This is a genomic window from Nocardioides sp. InS609-2, assembly GCF_023208195.1.
GTDB lineage: Bacteria > Actinomycetota > Actinomycetes > Propionibacteriales > Nocardioidaceae > Nocardioides.
In genome coordinates, this window is sequence record NZ_CP060034.1 from 4,380,232 (window position 1) to 4,402,401 (window position 22,170).

The 22,170-nt window shown below is 69.7% G+C and carries 24 protein-coding genes; 15 read left to right on the forward strand and 9 right to left on the reverse strand.

The window, feature by feature from the left end; all coding sequences use genetic code 11:
• Positions 1 to 5: 5 nt before the first annotated feature.
• Together H4Q84_RS22410 and glnA are read right to left on the reverse strand one after the other, a co-directional pair.
• Entirely contained in the window at positions 6 to 371 is a 366-nt protein-coding gene (locus tag H4Q84_RS22410; RefSeq protein ID WP_248581270.1) for a hypothetical protein, read from the reverse strand.
• A gap of 259 nt (positions 372 to 630) precedes the next feature.
• Positions 631 to 2,049, reverse strand: a complete 1,419-nt coding sequence (gene glnA / locus H4Q84_RS22415) for a type I glutamate--ammonia ligase (protein ID WP_248581271.1) — start codon at positions 2,047 to 2,049, stop codon at positions 631 to 633.
• A 197-nt stretch (positions 2,050 to 2,246) separates the two neighbouring features.
• Between glnA and H4Q84_RS22420 the strand changes: the two genes are divergently transcribed.
• Both H4Q84_RS22420 and H4Q84_RS22425 read left to right on the forward strand, forming a co-directional pair.
• Entirely contained in the window at positions 2,247 to 2,639 is a 393-nt protein-coding gene (locus H4Q84_RS22420; protein ID WP_248581272.1) for an RDD family protein, read from the forward strand.
• Between the two features lie 10 nt (positions 2,640 to 2,649).
• The gene (locus H4Q84_RS22425) at positions 2,650 to 3,444 is read left to right on the forward strand and encodes an LppX_LprAFG lipoprotein (RefSeq protein WP_248581273.1); all 795 of its coding nucleotides are present in this window, start codon (positions 2,650 to 2,652) and stop codon (positions 3,442 to 3,444) included.
• A gap of 22 nt (positions 3,445 to 3,466) precedes the next feature.
• On the opposite strand, the gene H4Q84_RS22430 is transcribed toward H4Q84_RS22425, so the two are convergent.
• The 3 genes from H4Q84_RS22430 to lipB are packed head-to-tail and all read right to left on the reverse strand — an operon-like array spanning position 3,467 to position 5,954.
• A complete protein-coding gene (locus H4Q84_RS22430; RefSeq protein ID WP_248581274.1) occupies positions 3,467 to 4,183 on the reverse strand; it encodes a DUF4191 domain-containing protein in 717 nt (238 codons plus the stop codon).
• A 46-nt stretch (positions 4,184 to 4,229) separates the two neighbouring features.
• Positions 4,230 to 5,183 carry a lipoyl synthase gene (gene lipA / locus H4Q84_RS22435; RefSeq protein WP_248581275.1) on the reverse strand — a complete coding sequence of 318 codons (954 nt, stop codon included), beginning with the start codon at positions 5,181 to 5,183 and terminating at the stop codon, positions 4,230 to 4,232.
• A gap of 42 nt (positions 5,184 to 5,225) precedes the next feature.
• Positions 5,226 to 5,954 (reverse strand): lipoyl(octanoyl) transferase LipB, encoded by a 729-nt coding sequence (lipB, locus tag H4Q84_RS22440; protein ID WP_248581276.1) that lies wholly within the window; start codon positions 5,952 to 5,954, stop codon positions 5,226 to 5,228.
• A gap of 78 nt (positions 5,955 to 6,032) precedes the next feature.
• Between lipB and H4Q84_RS22445 the strand changes: the two genes are divergently transcribed.
• Positions 6,033 to 6,524, forward strand: coding sequence for a hypothetical protein (locus H4Q84_RS22445; protein WP_248581277.1), 492 nt, complete (start codon positions 6,033 to 6,035; stop codon positions 6,522 to 6,524).
• A 3-nt stretch (positions 6,525 to 6,527) separates the two neighbouring features.
• Here the strand turns inward: H4Q84_RS22445 and H4Q84_RS22450 are convergent, their stop codons facing one another.
• The gene (locus H4Q84_RS22450; RefSeq protein ID WP_248581278.1) at positions 6,528 to 7,418 is read right to left on the reverse strand and encodes a TIGR01777 family oxidoreductase; all 891 of its coding nucleotides are present in this window, start codon (positions 7,416 to 7,418) and stop codon (positions 6,528 to 6,530) included.
• 74 nt (positions 7,419 to 7,492) lie between these two features.
• Between H4Q84_RS22450 and H4Q84_RS22455 the strand changes: the two genes are divergently transcribed.
• Entirely contained in the window at positions 7,493 to 8,566 is a 1,074-nt protein-coding gene (locus H4Q84_RS22455) for an SGNH hydrolase domain-containing protein (RefSeq protein ID WP_248581279.1), read from the forward strand.
• 73 nt (positions 8,567 to 8,639) lie between these two features.
• Here the strand turns inward: H4Q84_RS22455 and sucB are convergent, their stop codons facing one another.
• Complete coding sequence (gene sucB / locus H4Q84_RS22460) at positions 8,640 to 10,517, reverse strand: 2-oxoglutarate dehydrogenase, E2 component, dihydrolipoamide succinyltransferase (RefSeq protein ID WP_248581280.1); 1,878 nt, start codon at positions 10,515 to 10,517, stop codon at positions 8,640 to 8,642.
• A 38-nt stretch (positions 10,518 to 10,555) separates the two neighbouring features.
• Positions 10,556 to 11,944 carry a dihydrolipoyl dehydrogenase gene (gene lpdA / locus H4Q84_RS22465; RefSeq protein ID WP_248581281.1) on the reverse strand — a complete coding sequence of 463 codons (1,389 nt, stop codon included), beginning with the start codon at positions 11,942 to 11,944 and terminating at the stop codon, positions 10,556 to 10,558.
• Positions 11,945 to 12,073: 129 nt separating this feature from the next.
• Between lpdA and H4Q84_RS22470 the strand changes: the two genes are divergently transcribed.
• On the forward strand, positions 12,074 to 12,433 hold the full coding sequence (locus H4Q84_RS22470) for a hypothetical protein (protein WP_248581282.1): 360 nt from the start codon (positions 12,074 to 12,076) through the stop codon (positions 12,431 to 12,433).
• Between the two features lies 1 nt (position 12,434).
• On the opposite strand, the gene H4Q84_RS22475 is transcribed toward H4Q84_RS22470, so the two are convergent.
• Positions 12,435 to 13,940, reverse strand: a complete 1,506-nt coding sequence (locus tag H4Q84_RS22475; RefSeq protein WP_248581283.1) for a leucyl aminopeptidase — start codon at positions 13,938 to 13,940, stop codon at positions 12,435 to 12,437.
• Positions 13,941 to 13,980: 40 nt separating this feature from the next.
• Here H4Q84_RS22475 and gcvT point away from each other — a divergent pair, with 40 nt between their 5' ends.
• From gcvT to dapA, 10 genes are all read left to right on the forward strand, one after another.
• The gene (gene gcvT, locus H4Q84_RS22480) at positions 13,981 to 15,102 is read left to right on the forward strand and encodes a glycine cleavage system aminomethyltransferase GcvT (RefSeq protein WP_248581284.1); all 1,122 of its coding nucleotides are present in this window, start codon (positions 13,981 to 13,983) and stop codon (positions 15,100 to 15,102) included.
• On the forward strand, positions 15,102 to 15,356 hold the full coding sequence (locus H4Q84_RS22485; RefSeq protein ID WP_349238388.1) for a hypothetical protein: 255 nt from the start codon (positions 15,102 to 15,104) through the stop codon (positions 15,354 to 15,356). Before gcvT ends, H4Q84_RS22485 begins: the two co-directional genes overlap by 1 nt.
• 8 nt (positions 15,357 to 15,364) lie before the next feature.
• On the forward strand, positions 15,365 to 16,144 hold the full coding sequence (locus H4Q84_RS22490; RefSeq protein WP_248581286.1) for a class I SAM-dependent methyltransferase: 780 nt from the start codon (positions 15,365 to 15,367) through the stop codon (positions 16,142 to 16,144).
• Positions 16,141 to 16,926, forward strand: coding sequence for an aminoglycoside adenylyltransferase domain-containing protein (locus tag H4Q84_RS22495; protein WP_248581287.1), 786 nt, complete (start codon positions 16,141 to 16,143; stop codon positions 16,924 to 16,926). Before H4Q84_RS22490 ends, H4Q84_RS22495 begins: the two co-directional genes overlap by 4 nt.
• 50 nt (positions 16,927 to 16,976) lie before the next feature.
• Positions 16,977 to 17,300 (forward strand): PadR family transcriptional regulator, encoded by a 324-nt coding sequence (locus tag H4Q84_RS22500; protein WP_248581288.1) that lies wholly within the window; start codon positions 16,977 to 16,979, stop codon positions 17,298 to 17,300.
• A gap of 5 nt (positions 17,301 to 17,305) precedes the next feature.
• Complete coding sequence (locus H4Q84_RS22505; protein ID WP_248581289.1) at positions 17,306 to 18,328, forward strand: hypothetical protein; 1,023 nt, start codon at positions 17,306 to 17,308, stop codon at positions 18,326 to 18,328.
• 67 nt (positions 18,329 to 18,395) lie between these two features.
• The gene (locus tag H4Q84_RS22510) at positions 18,396 to 19,352 is read left to right on the forward strand and encodes a hypothetical protein (RefSeq protein WP_248581290.1); all 957 of its coding nucleotides are present in this window, start codon (positions 18,396 to 18,398) and stop codon (positions 19,350 to 19,352) included.
• A 631-nt stretch (positions 19,353 to 19,983) separates the two neighbouring features.
• Entirely contained in the window at positions 19,984 to 20,778 is a 795-nt protein-coding gene (locus tag H4Q84_RS22515; protein WP_248581291.1) for a thymidylate synthase, read from the forward strand.
• Positions 20,768 to 21,268, forward strand: coding sequence for a dihydrofolate reductase (locus H4Q84_RS22520; RefSeq protein ID WP_248581292.1), 501 nt, complete (start codon positions 20,768 to 20,770; stop codon positions 21,266 to 21,268). Before H4Q84_RS22515 ends, H4Q84_RS22520 begins: the two co-directional genes overlap by 11 nt.
• A gap of 4 nt (positions 21,269 to 21,272) precedes the next feature.
• On the forward strand, positions 21,273 to 22,166 hold the full coding sequence (gene dapA, locus H4Q84_RS22525; protein ID WP_248581293.1) for a 4-hydroxy-tetrahydrodipicolinate synthase: 894 nt from the start codon (positions 21,273 to 21,275) through the stop codon (positions 22,164 to 22,166).
• The last annotated feature ends 4 nt before the right edge of the window (positions 22,167 to 22,170 follow it).

A 22,170-nucleotide genomic window follows, 5' to 3' on the forward strand; every position in this document is an offset into this window, starting at 1 on the left:
CTCGGCTAAGCGTCCCGCTGCGTCAGGCGCCGTGCGGCCTCGACACGTCGGGCTGCGATCCGCTCCTGCAGTTCCTCGGCTCGTCGCATCTTGGTGTCGTCGAATGACACTCTCATCGGGTCCTCGGTGGGCCCTTGCCGGGCGTGGTCGATGAGTGGCTGCCACTCCTTCCGGAGCGGACTGGGCAGGTCGAGCTCGGGCCAGAGATCGACGAGGAGCGCTCCGTCGACCCAGCGGTAGATCCACAGTGGTAGGCCGGCGCGGAGCAGGTAGCCGTACACCCTTCGTCGTTCTTCGCGGTCGGCGAGGTCCCAGTCGCGCATGACCCATTCGCCGGTCTCGCGTGAGGCCGGGCGGTCAGGAAACGTCACCTTGCTGAAGCAGAGCCGCGGTCCACCCGCCAGAGCCGGTCGGGGATCCAGCAGATGTCGTGCCCGTTGAAGGTCACCTGGGCAACTTGCGTTCCGCGACGCTGTCGCGGGCCGGACGCTACCAAAGTCGGCGCCCAACAGTTCCCGGAGTGAATCTCCTGCGGAATCCCTGCGAAATCTGGCCGATCTAGCCCAACGAAAACTGCCCCCGATCCTGCAAAACCGCAGGTCAGGGGCCGTTTTCGTGGTCTACGAGATCTCAGAGGTCGTAGTACAGCTCGAACTCGTGCGGGTGGGGACGCAGCGCGACGGGCTGGATCTCCTGGGTCCGCTTGAAGTCGATCCACGTGTCGATCAGGTCGGGGGTGAAGACGTCACCCTCGAGCAGGAAGTCGTGGTCGGCCTCGAGCGAGTTGAGCACCGCGTCGAGCGTGGCGGGCACGGTCGGGATGCCGGCGTGCTCGTCGGGCGGGAGCTCGTAGAGGTCCTTGTCGACGGGCTCGTGCGGCTCGATCTTGTTCTTGATGCCGTCGAGTCCGGCCAGCAGCATCGCCGAGAAGGCGAGGTAAGGGTTGGCCGACGGGTCGGGGCAGCGGAACTCGATGCGCTTGGCCTTCGGGTTCGAGCCCGTGATCGGGATGCGGATGCAGGCCGAGCGGTTGCGCTGGCTGTAGACCAGGTTGACCGGAGCCTCGAAGCCGGGCACCAGGCGGTGGTAGGAGTTCACCGTCGGGTTGGTGAAGGCCAGCAGCGACGGCGCGTGCTTGAGCAGGCCACCGATGTAGTAGCGAGCCATGTCGGACAGGCCGGCGTACCCGGTCTCGTCGTAGAAGAGCGGCTCGCCCTCGTTCCAGATCGACTGGTGACAGTGCATGCCCGAGCCGTTGTCACCGAAGATCGGCTTCGGCATGAAGGTCGCGGTCTTGCCGTTGCGCCAGGCGACGTTCTTGACGAGGTACTTGAACTTCATCACGTCGTCGGCGCTCTTCAGCAGCTCGTCGAAGCGCCAGTTGATCTCCGCCTGGCCGGCGGTGCCGACCTCGTGGTGGGCGCGCTCGACGTGCAGTCCGGTCTTCTCCATCTCGATGACGATCTCGTCGCGGAGGTCGCCGAAGTGGTCGTACGGCGCGACCGGGAAGTAGCCGCCCTTGTACTTGACCTTGTAGCCCCGGTTGTTGTCCTCGGAGCCGCTGTTCCACGCGCCGGCCTCGGAGTCGATGTGGTAGAAACCCGCGTTCTGCTTGGTCTCGAACCGCACCGAGTCGAAGACGTAGAACTCCGCCTCGGAGGCGAAGTACGCGGTGTCGCCGACGCCGGTCGACTTGAGGTAGGCCTGCGCCTTCTTGGCGATGTTGCGCGGGTCGCGCGAGTAGGCCTCACCGGTGAGCGGGTCGTGCACGAAGAAGTTGACGACCAGTGTCTTCGCCGCACGGAACGGGTCGAGGTAGGCCGTGGTCGGGTCCGGGAACAGCGCCATGTCCGACTCGTGGATGGCCTGGAAGCCGCGCACGGACGAGCCGTCGAAGTTCAGGCCGTCGTCGAACACCGACTGGTCGAAGGAGGAGACCGGCACCGTGAAGTGCTGCATCACACCCGGCAGGTCACAAAAACGCACGTCGACCATCTCGACGCCTTCGTCCTTGACGTACTTCAGCAGCTCGTCGCTGTTTGCGAACATTCGTGTCCTCCTTGGTCGGGGATCTCGTCCCCGACCGAATGCGGTTTCTGGCAGGCGGGTTCAGAACCGAGTGCGTTGCCGCACCGGATGTCCGTGAACCTACGCAGGGGCAGTTTCTTGACCGTATCCCGTTTGTTTCGGCCGTGTAACAGATGCCCAGCCTCCGGCCATGAGGTACGACGACCTAGCCTGTGCGGGTGATCGAGACCGCCTCGTGGGCCCGTCGGATGCTCGCCCTCGTCGTCGACTGGTTCGCCTCGACCCTGGTCGTGCTGCTCCTGATCGGGCCGTCCGGCTGGAGCGACGACCGCTACTCCGGCTTCTACACGATGGCGGTCTACGTCATCGAGTCGGCGCTGCTCACCGCCTCGGTGGGTGGCTCGTTCGGCAAGCTGCTGACCCGGCTGCGCGTCGTACGGCACGACGGCAGTGGCGCGCCGGTCGGCCTGCTCCAGGCGTTGCTGCGCAGCGTCCTGATCTGCCTGGTGATCCCGCCCCTGGTCTTCCGGCCAGACGGTCGCGGCCTGCACGACATCGCTGCCGGCACGGCCACCGTGACGCTCCAGACAGCGTCTGGGAGCTCCCGGTAACCTCGATCGCATGACGACTTCTACCCTTCGCCGGCTGGCCCTGGGGGCTGCCGCACTCCCGATCGCACTCGCCGGACTCGCCGCGTGCGGCTCCGACGACAAGGCCACCGACACCTCGTCGACCGCATCCGGCGCCGAGAGTGGCGAGGAGGTCGACCCGGCCGACTTCGTCGCCGACTTCAAGGCGGCCTTCTCGAAGAGCACGACGGCCCACATGACGATGGAGACCGAGGGCCAGATGGCGCTGTCCGCCGAGGGCGACATCGACTACTCGACCACCCCGCCGTCGATGGCGATGACCATGAAGAGCCCGATGTCCGGCGAGGACATGGACCTGCGCCTGGTCGACGGCACGTTCTACATGTCGGTGCCCGGCGGGGGAGAGAAGTTCATGAGCTTCGACCTCGACGACCCGAGCAACCCCTTGGGCGGCGACTTCACCGAGCAGCTGGACCCCGCGAAGGCCTTCGACAACTTCGAGGACGCCATCAAGTCCGTGACCTTCGTCGGCGAGGAAGAAGTCGACGGTGACCAGATGAACCACTACACGCTCGTCGTCGACGGCGAGAAGGTGGCCGGATCGGTGGCCAGTGACGCGCCGGAGGGCGCGCTGCCCAAGGAGCTGAAGTACGACGTGTGGCTGGACGGCGACGGGCTGTTCCGCCAGATGCAGAGCGAGCTCGGTCAGGCTGGTCAGCTGACGATGAAGGTCGACGACTGGGGCAAGGACGTCTCGATCGACGCGCCGCCGGCCGACCAGATCACCACGATGCCCGAGATGCCGACGATGGACCCCGCAGCCTGAGCAGACCCTGAGGAGGGCGCGCTCAGCGGCCGCGCTGGTTGCCGCGCATGCCCTTCATCGAGGTCGGCATCGGCCCCTTCGGGAGCGGGATGTTCGAGCGGTTGGCGTCGAGCGCCTTGAGCCGGTTGAGGATGTCGGTCATCTCGGCGGGCTTGACGCCGCGGCCGAGCTTGGTCACGTGACGCACCAGCTTGGTGAGCGGGACCTGGCCCTCGCCGTTGCCGCAGATGACCTCGTGGATGGGCGCGTCCGCGACCACCCGCTCGTGCTTGCGACGCTCGGTGATCATCAGGCTCTTGAGCCGGTTGGGGCTGCTGCCCTCACCGACGAGCACGATGCCGGGCGGACCCACGACCCGGTGCACGACGTCCTGCTGCTTGGTGAACGCGACGACCGGGTCGACCTTCCAGCCACGGCGCAGCATCTGCAGCGCCGACGCGGCAGCACCTGCCTGCCCGTCCATCTGGGCGTACGCCGCCCGCTGGGCACGGCGACCGAAGATGATGAGCGCCCCGAGCAGGCCGAGCAGCAGTGCGCTGACGATGCTGAGGACCAGCGACAGGGCGCCCGTCCCGGGCAGCAGCCACAGGATGGTGAAGCCGACGGCCGCGCCGACGACGAACGTCCCGAGGATCCACCACGGCAGGGCCCGGTCGGTCTTGTGGGCCATCTTGTAGGTCTGCGCGAACTGCTTGCGCCGGCTCAACTTCTCGGGGGCTACCGGGGAGGTGCTGGACATGCGTGGCCTTCTGTCGTGTTCGAACGGCTGCGGATCTGGGTCGCGCTCAGAGCGAGGCGCGGGCGCCCTCTCGGGACTCCAGGGCCTGACGGTACAACCGGCCGGCACGGTACGACGAACGCACCAGCGGCCCGGACATCACGCCGGAGAAACCAATCTCGTCGGCCTCGTCCTTGAGCTCGATGAACTCCTCGGGCTTCACCCAGCGCTCGACCGGGTGGTGGCGCAGCGACGGGCGGAGGTACTGCGTGATCGTGATCAGCTCGCAGCCGGCGGAGTGCAGGTCGACCAGCGCCTGGCTGATCTCCGCACGCGTCTCGCCCATGCCGAGGATCAGGTTGGACTTGGTGACCAGGCCGAAGTCGCGGGCCTGGGTGATCACGTCGAGCGAGCGGTCGTACCGGAACGCCGGCCGGATCCGCTTGAAGATCCGCGGCACCGTCTCGACGTTGTGGGCCAGCACCTCGGGCCGTGACTCGAAGACCTCGCGCAGCAGGTCGGGCTTCCCGTTGAAGTCGGGGATCAGGTTCTCGACGCCGGTGTCGGGGTTGAGCTCGTGGATGGCGCGCACGGCCTCGGCGTACAGCCAGGCACCGCCGTCCTCGAGGTCGTCGCGGGCGACGCCGGTGATCGTGGCGTAGCGCAGCTGCATCTTCTGCACCGACTCGGCGACCCGGCGGGGCTCGTCGCGGTCGAGGGGCAGCGGCTTGCCGGTGTCGATCTGGCAGAAGTCGCAGCGCCGCGTGCACTGGTCACCGCCGATGAGGAACGTCGCCTCGCGGTCCTCCCAGCACTCGAAGATGTTGGGGCACGCGGCTTCCTGGCACACCGTGTGCAGGCCCTCGGACTTCACGAGGTTCTGCAGGGCGGTGTACTCCGGACCCATCTTCGCCTTCGTCTTGATCCACGGCGGCTTGCGTTCGATGGGGGTCTCCGCGTTACGGACTTCCAAACGAAGGAGCTTGCGACTTCCGGGATCTGGGGCGGCAGCTAGCGTCACGCCGACACTCTACGCGGGGCCCCGAGGCGCCCCAACTTGCCGTCAGGCGCCCGGCCTGACCAGCTCGACGCGCGGCGCACGACCCGGCTCGGGGCGCGCTTGGTAGTCGGGCGTCGGCGTGTACGACGACCAGTCGAGATAGCGCCGCAGGTGCTGCTCGACCACCCGCAGCACCTCGGCGGTGGTCACGTCGCGACCCAGCTCGGCACTGAGCGAGGTGACCCCGGCGTCGGCGATGCCGCACGGCACGAACCGGTCGTACCAGCCGAGGTCGACGTCACAGTTGATGGCGAAGCCGTGCATCGTGACGCCGTGGCTGACCCGGATCCCGAGGGCCGCAACCTTGCGCTCGGGACCACGGTCGTCGGCGCGCAGCCAAACGCCACTACGGCCGGGGATGCGGGCGGTGGTGACGCCCAGGTCGCTGCACGCGTGGATGAGCGCTTCCTCGACGCGGCGTACGTAGTCGACGACCTTGACGTGGTCGGGGAGCCGAACGATGGGGTAGCCGACGAGCTGGCCGGGGCCGTGGAAGGTGATCTTGCCGCCGCGGTCGACGTCAATGACGGCAGCGCCACCGGGGTCGGCCGGTCGCTCGTGGGCGTCGGTGCGCTTGCCGGCGGTGAAGACCGGCGGGTGTTCCAGCACGAGCACCGTGTCGGGCGACTCGCCCGCGACGACGGCGGCGTGAACCTCGCGCTGGAGATCCCACGCGGTCAGGTAGTCGACGGCCTCGTCACCCAGGCCGGCGACACGCAGATCAAAGGACATGGCGTCGACCCTACCGCCGGGAAATGAGCCTGTGGATGACGCCCGACGCCGGCCGCCGATTCGGGGCAGAGTGGTCACGTGCTCGCTCGCAGACTCGTCCTCGGGAGCGCCGTCGTGGCGGCGCTCAGCGTCCTGCTCGTGGTCGTGGTGTGGCTCTCCACCACCGGTGGTGACAGCTCATCGGTCGGCCGTGCCGAGCCGCCCGACGCCGTCGCGACCCTGGCCGACTGGGACGCGCGCCGCGCGCGGGCCTGGGCGGAGGGCGACGTCGAGGCGTTGCGCGGTCTCTACGTCGCCGGCTCCCGCACCGGCCGCCAGGACGCCGACATGCTGAGCGCGTACGTCGACCGCGGGCTGCGCGTCCGCGGCCTCCGCACGCAGGTGCTCCGGGCGCAGGTGCTGCGGCACGACGACCGGGCGGTCGTGGTCTCGGTGACCGACCGGATGCGCGGCGCCGTCGCAGTGGGCGACGACCGGAGGATCACGCTGCCCGCCGACCGGGCGAGCACTCGCGAGGTCACGCTGCGGCTGGTTGCGGGCGAGTGGCTGGTCGACGAGGTGCGGGAGTGAGGCTCAGCCCAGCGCGCTGGCGATGACGTCGCGCACGTCCTGGTCGCGGAAGTCGTAACCGGCCCGTTCGAGCGCCTCGGGCCGCGCGTTGACAGAGCCGAGCACCTCCGGCGCCATCGACCCGGCGGCTGGTTTGAGCAGCCACGACGGAGCCGCCAGCCGGGCCCGCCGGCCGACCGCGTCGGCCAGCGCCTGGGTGAACTCCGCGTTCGTGGGGGTGTCGGGGCAGCAGAGGTTGAACGGGCCCTCGACGTCGTGCGACTCGGCCAGGAAGCAGACCCCGCCGATCCAGTCGCGCAACGAGATGATCGGGAAGTGCTGGGTGCCGGAGCCCAGGCGCGCGCCGAGGCCGGCCTTGAACAGCGGCAACAGCTGCTTCATGGGCGGGTTGCGCCGGTCGATCACCGGGGCGGTGCGGAGCACGCAGACGCGGGCGCCGGCGCCCGTGGCGGCTGTGGTCGCCGCCTGCCAGTCGCGGGTCACCTGGGTCAGCAACGCGTCGCCGCGTGAGTCGGCGCCCTCGCCGAGTGAGTCCGGGCCGTGGTCGCCGTAGAACGAGATGCCGTTGCCGGCCAGGAAGCGCGGCGGCTCGTCCGCCGCAGCGATGGCCTCGGCCAGCACCCGCGTGGTCGTCACCCGCGACTCGCGCAGCTCTCGCGCCCACGACTTCGAATGCGGGTTGCCGGCGGTGGGGGAGCCGGCGAGGTTGACCACGACGTCGACACCCGCGAGTACGTCGGCCGCAAGGGCGCCGTCGTACGGATCCCAGCGGCGCTCGTGCGGCGTGCGGGCCTCGCGGCGTACGAGCGTGGTCACGGTGTGGCCATGGCGGCGCATCGACGAGACGAGACGAGATCCGAGGAACCCGGACGAGCCGGCGATGACCGCGTGCATGGTCCAACCATGGCACGGGGCCGGTTGCCCCCACCGTTGTGAACGCCCCGAACCTGCATGAGAGGGTCGATCGCATGTCTGTTCCTCTCTCGGCCAGAGCTCGGCGCACTGCCGTGGCACTTCTCCTGGCGACCACGGTGGCCGTGCTGGCGGGCTGTTCCAGTGGCGACGACGACGACGTCAAGGACAAGGGGCCGTCGGCCGAGGAGATCCTCCGCAGCCTGCCGGACGCCGCACAGGTCGAGTCGATGGTGACCGAGGCCGTCGACACGTCCGAGGTGCCCGAGGACCTGGTGCCGGGACAGGGCCTGATCGCCAGGTCCGGTGCCCTGACCAGCCTCGAGCAGCGCTGTGCACGCGACTACGGCTACGCCTTGATCGACGAGATCTGCATTTTCGGCGACCCGGCGGCAGACCGGACCATCCTGCTGTGGGGCGACTCGCGGGCGGCGATGTGGATGCCTGCGCTGTCCCGGATCGCAGAGCAGACCGGCTACCGGCTCGCAGTGCTGACGAAGCTGGGCTGCCCGCCGCTCCTCGGCGAGACGCCGTGGTTGGCCGCGGAGTCCCGTCCCTATGCCGAGTGCACGCAGTTCAACGGGCGGGTGACCGAACTCGTCGACGACGTCGTCAAGCCCGACATGGTGGTGCTCGCGGGTGCCGTCCGGAGCTTCGCTGTGACCGACGACGGTGAGCCGAGGGCCCTCGGCCAGGGCAACGCCGACAACACCTGGACCCCCGACGAGGACGCCGACGAGATCTGGCAGAAGAGCCTGAGTCGCACCATCGCGTCGTTCGACCACAACGATGCGAAGGTGTTCGTGCTCGGCGAGGCGCCGTACCCGACCCAGGACGCCGGCACCTGCCTGGCCGAGCACCCTGACGCTCTCGACGAGTGCAGCGTCACCCCTGAGGTCGGCGTGTACGACGAGCACAACGCCGCCGAGAAGGCGACTGCCGAGGACGCCGGCGCGACGTACGTCTCGCCGTTGCCGTGGCTGTGCAAGGACGACGTGTGCCCGGCCGTGATCGACGAGCACGCGGTCTACCGCGACAGCTTCCACCTCAACCGTGAGTTCGTCCTGCACATCAGCCGGGCGCTCGGGTCGGCCCTTGGGCTCGACGACTGGAAGGCCCTGGCGAAGTAGCCGACCGGCGTACAAGAAACGAGCGCCGGGACCCGATGGGTCCCGGCGCTCGTCATATCTTGCGACGTGTTGGTCAGAGGTCGAACTGACCGGCCTCGAGGCGCTGCTTGACCTCCGTGAGGTAGCGGGCCGCGTCGGCGCCGTCGACCAGTCGGTGGTCATAGGTCAGCGCGAGGTAGACCATCGACCGGACCGCGATCGTCTCTCCGAGGTTGGCGTCGTCGATCACGACGGGCCGCTTCACGATCGACCCGGTGCCGAGGATGGCGACCTGCGGCTGGTTGATGATCGGCGTGTCGAAGAGCGCCCCTCGGCTGCCGGTGTTGGTCAGCGTGAAGGTGCCGCCCGACAGGTCGTCCGGCGTGATCTTGTTGGTGCGCGTGCGCTCGGCGACATCGGCGATCTTGCGTGCGAGACCGGCGATCGACAGGTCGCCGGCTTCCTTGATGACCGGGGTCAGCAGCCCCTTCTCGGTGTCGACCGCGATCGCGAGGTTCTCGCGGTCGAAGTAGGTCACCTCGCCCTTCTCGGTGTCGATCGTGGCGTTGAGCGACGGGTGCTGCTTGAGCGCGTCGATCGCAGCCTTGGCGAAGAACGGCATGAACGAAAGCTTGACGCCTTCGCGGGCCGCGAAGTCGTCCTTGACGGAGGCGCGCAGACGCGCGATCGCGGTCACGTCGACCTCGACGACCGTGGTCAGCTGCGCGCTCACCTGGAGCGACTCGACCATCCGCTTGGCGATCACCTTGCGCAGCCGCGACAGCGGCTCGGTCTTGCCACGCAGCGGCGACGGGGCCGCAGACGCTGCTGCCGGCGCCGAGGGTGCGGCAGCGGGAGCGGCGGCCGGTGCGGCCTCCGCGGCGGGTGCCTTCTGCGCGGCAGCCGCGTCTAGCACGTCCTGCTTGCGGATCCGGCCACCGACTCCGGTGCCGGTGACGGCGCTCAGGTCGACGCCGTTCTCGGTGGCCATCTTGCGGACCAGCGGGGTGACGTAGCTGCTCTGGTCGCCGGAGCCCTCGGCGGCCCGGGGTGCGGCGGCCGGCTTCTCGGGCTCGGCGGGCTTCTCGGCCACGGGTTCGGGCGTCTTCTCCGGCTCCGGCTCCGGTGCGGGTGCCTTCTCCGGCTCCGGCTCCGGCTCGGACTCGGGTGCCTCCTCGGCCTCCTTCTCCGGCTCGGGCGCGGCCTCCTCCTCCTTCGGCTCGGGTGCTGCGGCACCGTCGCCGGAGCCGATCACGGCGAGCTCGGCGCCGATCTCGACGGTCTCGTCCTCGCTGACCTTGATCTCGAGGAGCTTGCCGGCCACGGGGGAGGGGATCTCGGTGTCGACCTTGTCGGTGGAGACCTCCAGCAGCGGCTCGTCGACGGCCACGTCGTCGCCGACCTGCTTGAGCCAGCGCGTCACGGTGCCCTCGGTGACCGACTCGCCCAGGGCGGGCAACGTCACCGAGGTGCCGGACCCGCCGCCACCGCCGGAGTCGCCCGAGGGCGCGTCCTGCTCGGCTGCAGGCTGCTCGGCGGGCTCCTCTTCCTGCTTCTCGGGCTCGGCCTGCTCGGGCTCTGCCTGCTCCGACGGAGCCTCGCCGGAAGAGTCCCGCTCCTCGGCGTCGACCTCGGCGGCCTCCTGCTGGACGTCCTCGCCACCTCCGGCCTCACTGTCGGAGGAGGACTCGTCGGTGGAGGACTCGTCGGACGACGCGCTGCCGCCGCCCTCGCCCTCCTCGCCGACGATGGCCAGCACGGCGCCGACTTCGACGGTGTCGTCCTCGTTGGCCTTGATCTCGAGCAGGGTGCCGGCAACGGGCGATGGGATCTCGGTGTCGACCTTGTCGGTGGAGACCTCCAGCAGGGGCTCGTCGATCGCAACGGCGTCACCGACCTGCTTGAGCCAGCGGGTGACGGTGCCCTCGGTGACGGATTCGCCGAGTGCGGGGAGGGTGACTTCGGAGGCCATGGGATTCCTGTCGTCTAGGAGGCTGGTCGGTCGTGAAATCAGGAGTGGGCGTGCAGCGGCTTGCCGGCGAGTGCCAGGTGGGCCTCGCCGAGTGCTTCGTTCTGGGTCGGGTGCGCGTGTACGAAGGGAGCGACGTCGTCGGCGTGGCCCTCCCAGTTGTAGATCAGCTGGGCCTCGCCGATGAGCTCGCCGACCCGGTCACCCACCAGGTGGATGCCGACGACGGGGCCGTCCTTGCGGGCAACCAGCTTGACGAAGCCCTGGGTCTTGAGGATCTGGCTCTTGCCGTTGCCGCCCAGGTCGTAGGTCACGGTGGTGATCTCGTCGCCGTACTGCTCGCGGGCGGCGGACTCGTTGAGACCGACCGAGGCGATCTCGGGGTGGGAGTAGGTGACCCGAGGGATGCCCGACTCGTCGATCGGCGTCGGATCGAGCCCGGCGATCAGCTCGGCCACGAAGATGCCCTGCTGGAAGCCGCGGTGGGCAAGCTGCAGACCGGGCACGATGTCGCCGACCGCGAAGACGCCGTCGACGTTGGTGCGGCAGCGCTCGTCGGCCAGCACGAACCCGCGGTCCATGGCGATGCCCTGCTCGTCGTATCCGAGCCCGTCGGTCGTCGGACCGCGGCCGACTGCCACCAGGAGCAGCTCGGCCTCGATGACGCTCTGCTCACCATTGGCGCCCTCGACGGTGACCGCGACGCCGGTGTCGGTGGTCTTCACGCTCTGGAACGGAGCGCCCGTCCTGAACGCGATCTTCCGCTTGCGGAAGGCACGCTCGAGGGCCTTGGAGGAGGCTTCGTCCTCAACGGCGACCAGTCGGGGCAGCGCCTCGATGATCGTCACGTCGGCGCCGAAGCTCTTCCAGACACTCGCGAACTCGCAGCCGATCACGCCACCGCCGAGCACGATGACCGACGTGGGCACGCGTTCGAGGCGCAACGCCTGCTCGGAGGTGATGACGCGCTCGCCGTCGACCTCGAGGCCGGGCAGCGAGCGGGAGTAGGAGCCCGACGCGAGCACGACGTTCCTGCCGGAGTACGACGCGCCGTCGACGGTGACGGTGCGCGGACCGGTCAGCCGGCCCTCGCCCTCGATGACCGTGATGCCGCGGCCCTTGATCAGCCCGGTGAGTCCCTTGAAGAGGCGGTCGACGACGCCGTCCTTGTAGGCGTTGACGCCGGGCATGTCGATGCCCTCGAACGTGGTCTGCACACCGAACTGCGACGCCTCACGGGCGGAGTCGGCGACCTCGGCCGCGTGCAGCAGGGCCTTGGTCGGAATGCAGCCGATGTGGAGGCAGGTGCCACCGAGGTTGCCCTTCTCGACGAGCCCGACCGAGAGGCCGAGCTGTGCCGCTCGCAGGGCACAGGAGTAGCCACCGGACCCGGCCCCGAGAATGAGTACGTCGAATTCGGCCTCGGCCACGCTGCGGTCCTCCTGTTGGTGCACTTGCGATGTCCGACACATCTTTGCACTCTCTGCGAGGCCGCCGACACCCGGTTGCTCCCGTGGCGACGGCACGCGGTTTGCTACCCCGTTTGACACACTGTGCCCATGGGTTTGTTCGACCGATTTCGACGCGGAGCGCGGATGCGCCGTCCGGGCCGCGACACCGCGCGCACCGGGTCCACCACCGTGCGTGCCTCTGACGCGACCGATCAGCGGCACCTCGACGAGTTCATGTCGGCACGCCGGGGGGTGGAAGGGTTCGTGGAGCCCCGCACCGCGGTCAGCGACGTGACGTTGCTGCTCGTCGCGCACGACGGCGAGTGGACGCGACGCCGCGTGCCGTCGGTCGAGTGGGCGCACTCGTTCTGCAACAAGCGCCAGGTGCCGTCGTACGACGCGGCAGTGGTCGGCGTGCCGCAGCGGATGCGTGACTACAACCGGCGCAAGAAGGCCGAAGGCCGCTAGCTCAGCCCTCAGCCAACCCGGCCGCGAACTCCACCAGCGTCGTGACGCCGAAACCGGTGCCGCCGTGCGTCCAGTGACCCGTCGGCCCGCCCGAGTGGTAAGCCGGTCCGGCGATGTCGAGGTGCGCCCACGGCAGCCCGTCGGTGAACTCGCGCAGGAACGCGCCGGCGAAGAGCCCGCCGCCCCAGCGCACCCAGTCGTGCTGGGAGAGGTCGGCGACCTTGCTGCTGTGGATGCGCTCGTCCATCTCCTCGGGGATCGGCATCGGCCAGTGCGCCTCGCCGGCCCGGGCGCCGGCCGCGAGCACGTCGTCGACGATGCCGTCGGTGCCGATGACGCCACCGACGCGCTCGCCGAGCGCGACCACCATGTGGCCGGTGAGGGTGGCCGTGTCCAGCACGACGTCAGGCTTGGCCTCGGTCGCCATCACCAGCGCGTCGGCCAGCACGAGCCGGCCCTCGGCGTCTGTGTTGAGCACCTCGACGGTGGTGCCGCCGTACATCGAGAGCACGTCACCGGGACGCACCGACGAGCCCGACACCATGTTCTCGGCCATCGGCGCGAAGGTCGTCACCTTGACGGGCAGCCCGAGTGCGGCGATCGCGAACGTGGCCTGGAGTACGGCGGCCGCGCCAGCCATGTCGCACTTCATGGTCTGCATGCCACCCGACGGCTTGATGGTCAGGCCGCCCGAGTCGAACGTGATGCCCTTGCCGACCAGCGCCAGGTGCTGCTTCGCGCCCTTGGGTGCGTAGGTGAGCTTGACCAGGCGCGGGGCAGCGTCGGAGCCGCCGCCGACACCGAGGATGCCGCCGCAGCCGAGCTCGGCGAGCTGCGTCTCGTCGAGCACCTCGATCTTGATCTTGGGGGCGCCGCGGCCCTTGGTGGCCGCCTTGTGGGCGGCCGTCGCGGCATCGGCGAACTTCGACGGCGTGAAGTCACCGGGAGGCTGGTTGACCCAGTCGCGCGTGGTCGCGACGGCGGCGGCGAGCACCTGCGCCTTCTCGAAGGCGGCGACCGCCTCGGCCTTGCGGGCGACGGGGGAGAGCACGACAACGTCGCCGGCCTCGGTGTCGTCGGACTTCGACGACTTGTACGCCGTGAACGTGTAGCCGCCCAGCAGGTGGCCCTCAGTCACAGCAGCGACGAGCGACGGCTCGTCGGCCGGCAGGGCGATGGCCACCGACGAGGCGTTGGGCACGCTGCGCGCGGCCACACCGGCCGCGCGGCGTACTGCCGTGGCGTCGACGTCGGAGCCGAGCCCGACCAGCACGAGGAGCGGGGCGTTGATGGCGCCGTTGGTGGGCACCTTGTGGCTCTCGCCGGCCTTGCCCTTCACTCCGAGGGAGGCGAGCAGCGGGCGCAGCTTTCGGCCGTATGCCTTCGCGACGTCCTCGGCCCCCGCAGCCAGCTCCGGCCCCTTGTCGGTGGATCGCACGCCGACCACGACGGCGTCGGCACGGGTCTTGGCGGGGTTGGCTGCACGCAGCGTGTAGGTCGTCGTCACCTCGGCAGGATAGCCAGCCCCCTGAGGTAGGTTCGCCCGCATGGCGCAGACGTCTGACTTGAAGCAGTCCCCGTTGCACGACCGCCACGCGGCTCTCGGTGCGAAGTTCGCCGAGTTCGGTGGCTGGTCGATGCCACTGGAGTACTCCTCCGGAGTGGTGAAGGAGCACACCGCGGTGCGCGAGAGCGTCGGCATCTTCGACGTCTCGCACCTCGGCAAGGCGATGGTGACCGGGCCCGGCGCGGCCGAGTTCATCAACGCGACGCTCTCCAACGACCTCGCCAAGATCCGCCCCGGCAAGGCGCAGTACACGCTGTGCTGCGACGCGGCGACCGGCGGCATCGTCGACGACCTGATCGCCTACTACCAAGACGACGAGCACGTCCTGCTGGTGCCCAACGCCGCCAACACGGCAGAGGTCGTACGACGCCTGGCCGCCGAGGCGCCCCAGGGCGTGCGGATCGTCGACCACCACGACGACTACGCCGTGCTCGCGGTCCAGGGCACCAAGTCGGACGAGGTGCTCTCACGTGTTGGCCTGCCCGTCGGGCACGAGTACATGTCCTTTGCCGAGGCTGAGTTCGGCGAGCCCGGCGGCCCCGCCGTGGTGGTGTGCCGCACGGGATACACCGGGGAGCGGGGCTACGAGCTGATCGCGGCCAACGAGATCGCCGGCGAGCTCTGGGACCAGCTGCTCGCCGCGGGCGAGGAGTTCGGGATGCTGGCCTGCGGGCTCGGCTCGCGCGACACCCTGCGCACCGAGATGGGCTACCCGCTTCACGGCCAGGACATCACCATCGACGTCACGCCCAACGAGGCCGGCCTCGGCTGGGCCGTCGGCTGGAAGAAGGAAGCCTTCTGGGGCCGCGAGCCACTCGTTGCCGAGAAGGAGGCCGGGCCGAAGCGCAAGCTGCGCGGGCTGATCGCCGTCGACCGCGGGATCCCACGGCCGGGCATGGGCGTGACCCTGGTCGCCGACGTGCCTCTCTGCGACATCACCTCCGGCACGTTCAGCCCGACGCTCAAGAAGGGCATCGGCATGGCGCTGGTGCCGACGATGATCCACCCGGGGGCCGAGCTCGGCGTCGACGTCCGGGGCCGCCGCGAGATCTTCGCGTCCACCAAGCTGCCGTTCGTCGATCCGTCCGTCCGGGAGGCGTGATGTTGCCCGACCAGCCGCCCACCTTCCGCCAGCCCACCCCGGAGGAGCAGCCGTGGCACTGGGCGCTTCTGGACGCCGCGGGTGCCGTCGTCGAGGTCGATGACGAGTACGCCGCGGCGCGGTTCGCGAGCCAGGCCGACGCCGAGTCGTGGGTCGGCGAGATCTGGTCGGAGCTGGCGGAGCTCGGCGTCGACGGAGTCACGCTCTACGAGCACGACCGAGCCGTGTACGGGCCGATGTCGCTCCACACCTGATCCGCGCGATGGCCCAGCAGCTCTGGTCGAACGTCGCCGACGCCTATGCCCGCAGCTTTGCCGGTCTGTGTGCCAGCTCCCTCCCCGTCGTGCTTGCCGACCTGCCTCCCGGTGCCCGGTTGCTGGATGTCGGCTGCGGCACCGGCGCCCTTGCCGAGGAGGCGATCGGTCGCGGCGCCCGGGTGAGCGCGTGCGACGTCGACGCCGACATGGTGGCGCTCGCCCATGCCCGGCTCGGCGCGAGCGTCCCGGTCGCCGTGGCGGGTCTGCCCGACCTGCAGCACGACGACGGGGTGTTCGACGTCGTGGTTGCCAACTTCGTGCTCAACCACGTCGACGATCCCGCGGCGTCGGCCGCCGAGCTGGTGCGCGTGGCTGCGCCGGGTGGCTCGCTCCGGACGACCATCTGGAGCAACCAGCCGACCGCCCAGGGCCAGCTGTTCCGCGCGGTCATGGAGGCCAGTGCGGCGATCGACCCGCAGTTCCCGGCGCTGCCCGAGGACAAGGACTTCGTGCGGTCCGTCGAGGGTCTCGGCGACCTGCTTCTCGCTGCGGGCTGCCGCGAGGTCGAGGGACGATTCGTGACCTGGGACTGGCGTGTCCTGCCCGACGACTTCTGGGCCGCACCCACCGGGGGAGTGGCCGGGGTCGGGGTTGCCTGGCGTGCGCAGACACCCGATGTGCAGGGCCGCATGCGCGCAGAGTTCGACAGGTTGCGGCAGCCGTTGATGGACGGAGAGCACATCGTCTTCCCGGCGTCGGCCGTGATGGTGTCGGGGAGCGTGTGAACGACCGTCTTCCGGCCCCGGTGGCCGCTGTTTGCGAGACCTGGCTGGCCCGCATCGACACGGCCGCGCCGGGGCTGGTGGCCGGGCTCTACCTGCGCGGTGGGCTGGCGTTCGGCGAGTGGGTGCCGGGGCAGAGCGACGTCGACTTCGTCGCCACGCTGGCCCGGCGACCGAGCCGTGACGACCTGCAGGCGATCGCGACCTCGCACGTCGTCGTACACGAAGAGCACCCGGAGGTGCCGTTCGACGGTGCCCACCTGCTCGCCTCCGACCTGGCCGCAGACCCCGAGCTGTGCCCCGATGTGCCGTGCGTGCTGCACGCGCACTTCGACGAGGAGGCGCGCTCCGACATCAACGCGGTGACGTGGCACGAGCTCGCCCATCGCGGCATCACGGTGCGCGGTCCGGCGATCGGCGAGCTGGGCGTGTGGACCTCGGACGAGCGACTGGCCGACTTCACCCGCGGCAACCTCGACACCTACTGGCGCGCCAACGCCGAGGGGCTGGCGACGCTGCCGCCCGAGGGTGGGACGGAGTGGGCGTGCTGCTGGTGCGTCCTCGGCGTCGCCCGGCTGCACCACCTGCTCGTCACCGGCGAGATGACCACGAAGTCGGGCGCCGGTCGTTGGGGGCTCACCTACTATCCGGAACGTTTCCGCCGGGTGCTGCTCGAGGCGATGCGCATCCGCGCGGGCGGACCCGAGGAGTACGCCGACGACGCACCGTCACGAGGGCGTGACACGGCTGACTTCACGGCGTACGTGGTGGACGCCGGAACCTGACCGGCTGGTGCGTTGGACAATAGTGTGTGACACACACTATTGTTTCAGACATGACCGACGACGCCCTCGCAGGCCACCTCCAGGAGCTGCGACGCGGCACCGTGGTGATGGCCGCGCTCGCGACACTGAGCCGACCGACGTACGGCTATGCGCTGCTCGAGACGCTGGCCGAGGCCGGGTTCGCGGTGGACGGCAACACGCTCTACCCGCTGCTGCGGCGGCTGGAGAAGCAGGGGCTGCTCACCAGCGAGTGGAACACCGAGGAGTCGCGGCCGCGCAAGTTCTACCGGGTCAGCCGCAACGGCGAGGCCCTGCTGCAGGCCCTGCTCGACGAGTGGCAGGGCCTGCACGTCTCCATCGAGAAGCTGAGGTGAACCCCATGACCACGCAACCCGCGTCGTACGCCTCGGAACGGCTGCCGGACCGCTACATCCGCGACGTGACGCGTCGGCTCCCCGAGGACCAGCGGGCCGACATCTCCGCTGAGCTGGGCGCGAGCATCGCCGACCGCGTGGAGTCCATGCGTCGCGAACGGCCCGGGACGAGTCTCGCGCAGGCGGAGTACGCCGCCCTCGTCGAGCTCGGCGACCCGGTGCGACTCGCTGCGGCGTACTCGGGACGGGTGGCCCAGCTCATCGGGCCCGAGGTCTACCCGGTCTACGTGCGCGTGCTCCGGGCGATGCTGTGGGTGGCCGTCCCGCCGGCCGTCACCTTGACCACACTGGCTGACATCAGCCGCGGCGAGTCGACGGGAGCGCTGGTCGGCGGGGCCGTGTGGATGGCGCTCACGGTCGTCGTCCAGATCGTCTTCTGGATCACCGTGGTGTTCGCCCTTGTCGAGCGCGGCGGTGAGTCCCGCGACCTGCAAGGCTCGGTCGCGGCGTGGACGCCGGACCACCTGCCCGACTCGCTGGGTGAGTCGCGCGGCTCGCTCATGGACATGGCCGCGAACCTGACGTGGTTCGGGTTCCTCGGGGCCGCCATCGTCTGGCAGCAGCTCTCCTCGCCCGTCACCGCCGGAGGCGAGCGGATGCCGCTGCTCGACCCCCACCTCTGGTCGACCTGGCTGCCCGTCGTGCTCGTGACGGTGATCGTGTCGATGGCCTTCGAGGTCGTGAGGTGCCGCGCCGGCGGCTGGTCTCGGACGTTGGCTGCCGTCAACGTGGTCGTGGGCGCCCTCTTCACCGCGCCGCTGGTCTACCTCGCCGTGGCCGAGCGCCTGTTCAACCCCGCGATGCTCGCGGCGGTCGACGACGACGGTGCCTTCTCAGGTGGTTCCTCGTGGATCCTGGCGTTCCTCCTCCTGCTCGTCTGGGTGTGGAACAGTGTCGAAGGCTGGCGCAAGGCGCGGTCCGAACAGTCGCGGATCCCATCCGTCGGCGCCCCGGTGACGAACCACTGACGCATCGGACCGGAGGGAGAGTGCATTGGCCGCGCAGGGCAACCGACCAGGCGACTACACCTCCTACGTGCAAGCCCGCTGGCCGGTCCTCGTCCTGTCCCTGGTCGCAAACGGTGTCGACGTCGCCGAGGCCGAGACCGCCGTGGCCAGGGTGCTCGCGCGGTTGCGGCCGGGCTGGAGCCGGCTCGCGCGCGACGAGGACGCAGACGTCCGCGTCTGGGCAGACATTCGCGCCGAGGCCGGCCTGCCGCCCGACCACGGAGCCGTCGCACCGGTGCTCGACGACCCTGACCTGATCCAGAGCACGGCCGACGTCACGGTGAGCCCCCAGCCACTCGAACTCATCGAGGACCAGACCCGCCAGCGGCGCCGTACGGTGTTGCGCGGCGTCGCGGTCGCGGCGGTCGCGGTCGTCATCGTCGGCGTCTACCTCGCCTGGGCGACCACCCGCGCGCCCGCCCCCGACGTCGTAGTGGAGGCCAATCCAGCCCCCGTCCCGTGGTACGCCGAGGGCCGGCTGCACCTGCAGGATGTCAGCGTCGAGCTTCCGCGTCTGGACCGCTTCGTCGTGACCGGCGACGACGAGGTCACCTACCGCGACACGGCCGGTCGCTGGTTCACCGTCAGCGGCGATGGCGATGTGGAGGCGGCACCGGCGCCCGACGCGCCCGAAAGCTCCGGCGGTGTCCGTGTCTCTCACGACCAGCGCTACGTCGTGCGCCTGCGTGAGGGCGGTGCATCCGCCTACTACCCCGACGGCGGCGCCTTCGCATACGACCGGACCCGGCGCGAGACGCTCGACTCGGGTGTGCGGGCTGACCGGCGCGTGCTCGACGCCACCTTCGCTCCGGACGGCACAGTCACATACGTCATCAGCAACCAGTACGAAGATCATTCGGCAGACACCGCTGTGCGGCTCTCCGAGACCGGAACGCTGAGTCTGCGCACGTGCGCCCTGGTGCCGCTGGAGTGCCATGACGTGGTGAGAGTCTCGGGCAGCACGGGGAGCCTCCGGCTCAGATGACTGCTTCGGTCACTTGACTGGATGGACTGGTCCGCCCAGACGGCCAGAACATGGGCCGGTGCGTCCACCACGACCTCGGGGTGGTCGTTCATGCGAGGATCGGGCCGGTCGAGGGCGGTTCACCCGGGTTGGGTGGGTCACCGAGGGGCCCGGGCCGCAGCCAAGACCACGTCGCTCCGGGTCCGCTTGGGTATCCCTGAGCCTCGGCGACCTGGACGAGGTCGCCGGCTGCCGGGCTGATGGTCCAGTTGAGTACGACGGGACTCGTGCCCTGTGGGTCGTTGACCGAGCAGCCCACACCACCGAACGAGGGCACTCCCGGATTGATGGTGACGGCGCTGCCCAGCCACTGCTCGAGGTCCGGCTCGGTGATGACTCGGCACAGGTCGTCGTCGCCCGGTCCGGGGGAGGCTGCGGAACTGGCCGAGGGGGGGATCGGTCTGTGCCGACGGGGTCGGGGAGGGGGCACCGCAACCGCCCAGGAGAACGAGCGGAAACAAGGGTGCCGCCACGAGCCGAACAAGTCGCATGTCGCGAGGCCACCCATTGCCTACGCAGTTCAATCTTCGTGCCGAGGGCATGTCGGCGAGGGTCGCCATGGCCGCCCTTGCCGCGTCGTAGGCTGGGGCTCGTGAAGGCTTACCTCGACCTCCTCCAGCGGATTCTCGACGAGGGCGTCGAGAAGACCGACCGCACCGGCACCGGCACCCGCTCGGTATTCGGCCACCAGATGCGCTTCGACCTGCGCGCCGGCTTCCCGCTGATGACGACCAAGAAGGTGCACACCCGCTCGATCTTCGGCGAGCTGATCTGGTTCCTGCGCGGTGACACCAACGTGAAGTGGCTCCAGGACCGCGGCATCACCATTTGGGACGAGTGGGCCGACGAGAACGGCGACCTCGGCCCCGTCTACGGCCACCAGTGGCGTTCGTGGCCCACGCCCGACGGCCGGCATGTCGACCAGATCCGCCAGGTCATCGACCAGATCCGCACCAACCCCGACAGCCGCCGGCACATCGTCAGCGCGTGGAACGTCGCCGACATCCCCGACATGGCGCTCCCGCCCTGCCACACGATGTTCCAGTTCTACGTTGCCGAAGGGAGGCTGAGCTGTCAGCTCTACCAGCGCAGCGCCGACGCCTTCCTCGGCGTGCCGTTCAACATCGCGTCGTACGCCTTGCTCACCCACATGGTCGCGCAGGTGACCAGCCTCGAGGTGGGCGACTTCGTGCACACGATGGGCGACGCGCACCTCTACTCCAACCACGTCGACCAGGCGCGCCTGCAGCTCACTCGCGAGCCGCGGGCCCTGCCCACGCTGACCCTCGATCCGCGCATCTCCGAGATCGACGGCTTCGAGCTCGACCACATCGCCGTCGAGGGCTATGACCCGCACCCCGGCATCAAGGCACCCATTGCCGTCTGAGCGCCGCATCACCCTGATCGCGGCGTACGCCGACAACCGCGTCATCGGCGACCACGGCCGGCTCCCGTGGCACCTGCCCGAGGACTTCGCGCACTTCAAGGCGGAGACGCTCGGTCACACGCTCGTCATGGGCCGGCTGACGTTCGACTCGATCGGCCGAGCTCTGCCGGGTCGCCGCACCGTCGTGGTCACCCGCAACCACGGATGGAGCGCTGAGGGCGTCGAGGTGGCGCACGGTCTCGACGAGGCGCTGGAGATGGCCGGCGATGACGAGGTGTACGTCGCGGGTGGAGCGCAGATCTACGAGCTGGCGATGCCCTTGGCGACCCACCAGATCCTGACCGAGGTCCACCTCTCGCCGGACGGCGACGCTCGCTACCCGGCGTACGACGCGCGCGAGTGGGCCGAGGCGCGGCGCGTCACCCGACCGGATCTCGACTGGGTCTGGCTGGAGCGGGTCGGGTATCGCGTCCCCACGGCGATAGCCTAGGGACATGAGCCTGCCCGCCGCGCCGTTCGGCCGCGTCCTGACCGCGATGGCGACCGCTTTCGACGACGACGGGTCGGTCGACCTCGAGGCCACCGCCCGCATCGCCACCCACCTGGTTGACCACGGCCACCACGGCGTGGTCGTCAGCGGCACCACGGGTGAGTCGCCGACCACCTCGGTCGAGGAGGACGGTCAGATCCTGCGGGCCGTCAAGGACGCCGTCGGCGACCGTGCCAGCGTGGTCGCGGGCATCGGCACCAACGCCACCGCACACTCGGTCGAGCTGGCCCGCCAGGCCGCCAAGATCGGCGCCGACGGGTTGCTGCTCGTCACGCCCTACTACAACAAGCCCGGCCCGGCCGGCGTCCTCCATCACTTCCGCACCGTGGTCGAGGCGACCGACGTCCCGGTGATGCTCTACGACGTGCCGGCTCGCACCGGCACCACCATCGCCATGGAGACCTACGAGCAGGCCGTCACGTGGCCGCACGTGGTCGCCGTCAAGGACGCCGTCGGCGACTACGCCCGCGGCGTGCGCCTGCGCGAAATGGGCCTGGCCCTCTATTCCGGCGACGACATCGCCAACCTCGGCTGGCTGGCGCACGGCGCCTGCGGCGTCGTCTCGGTGGTCGGCCACGCGGCTGGCAACGAGACGCGCGCCATGGTCGACGCCTTCGAGTCCGGCGATCACGCCGAGGCCCTCGCGATCTTCACGCGGCTGCTCCCCGCGATCGACGCCGTCATGGGCGTCGCCAACTACGGAGCCACCACCGCCAAGGCAGCGCTTCAGCTGCTGGGCGTGCTCGACAACCGGAACGTGCGAGGACCGCTCGTTCCCCTCGACGACGACGAAGTGGCCGCCCTGCGTGCCGGCCTCGCGGCGTCCCACCTGATCTAGGAGA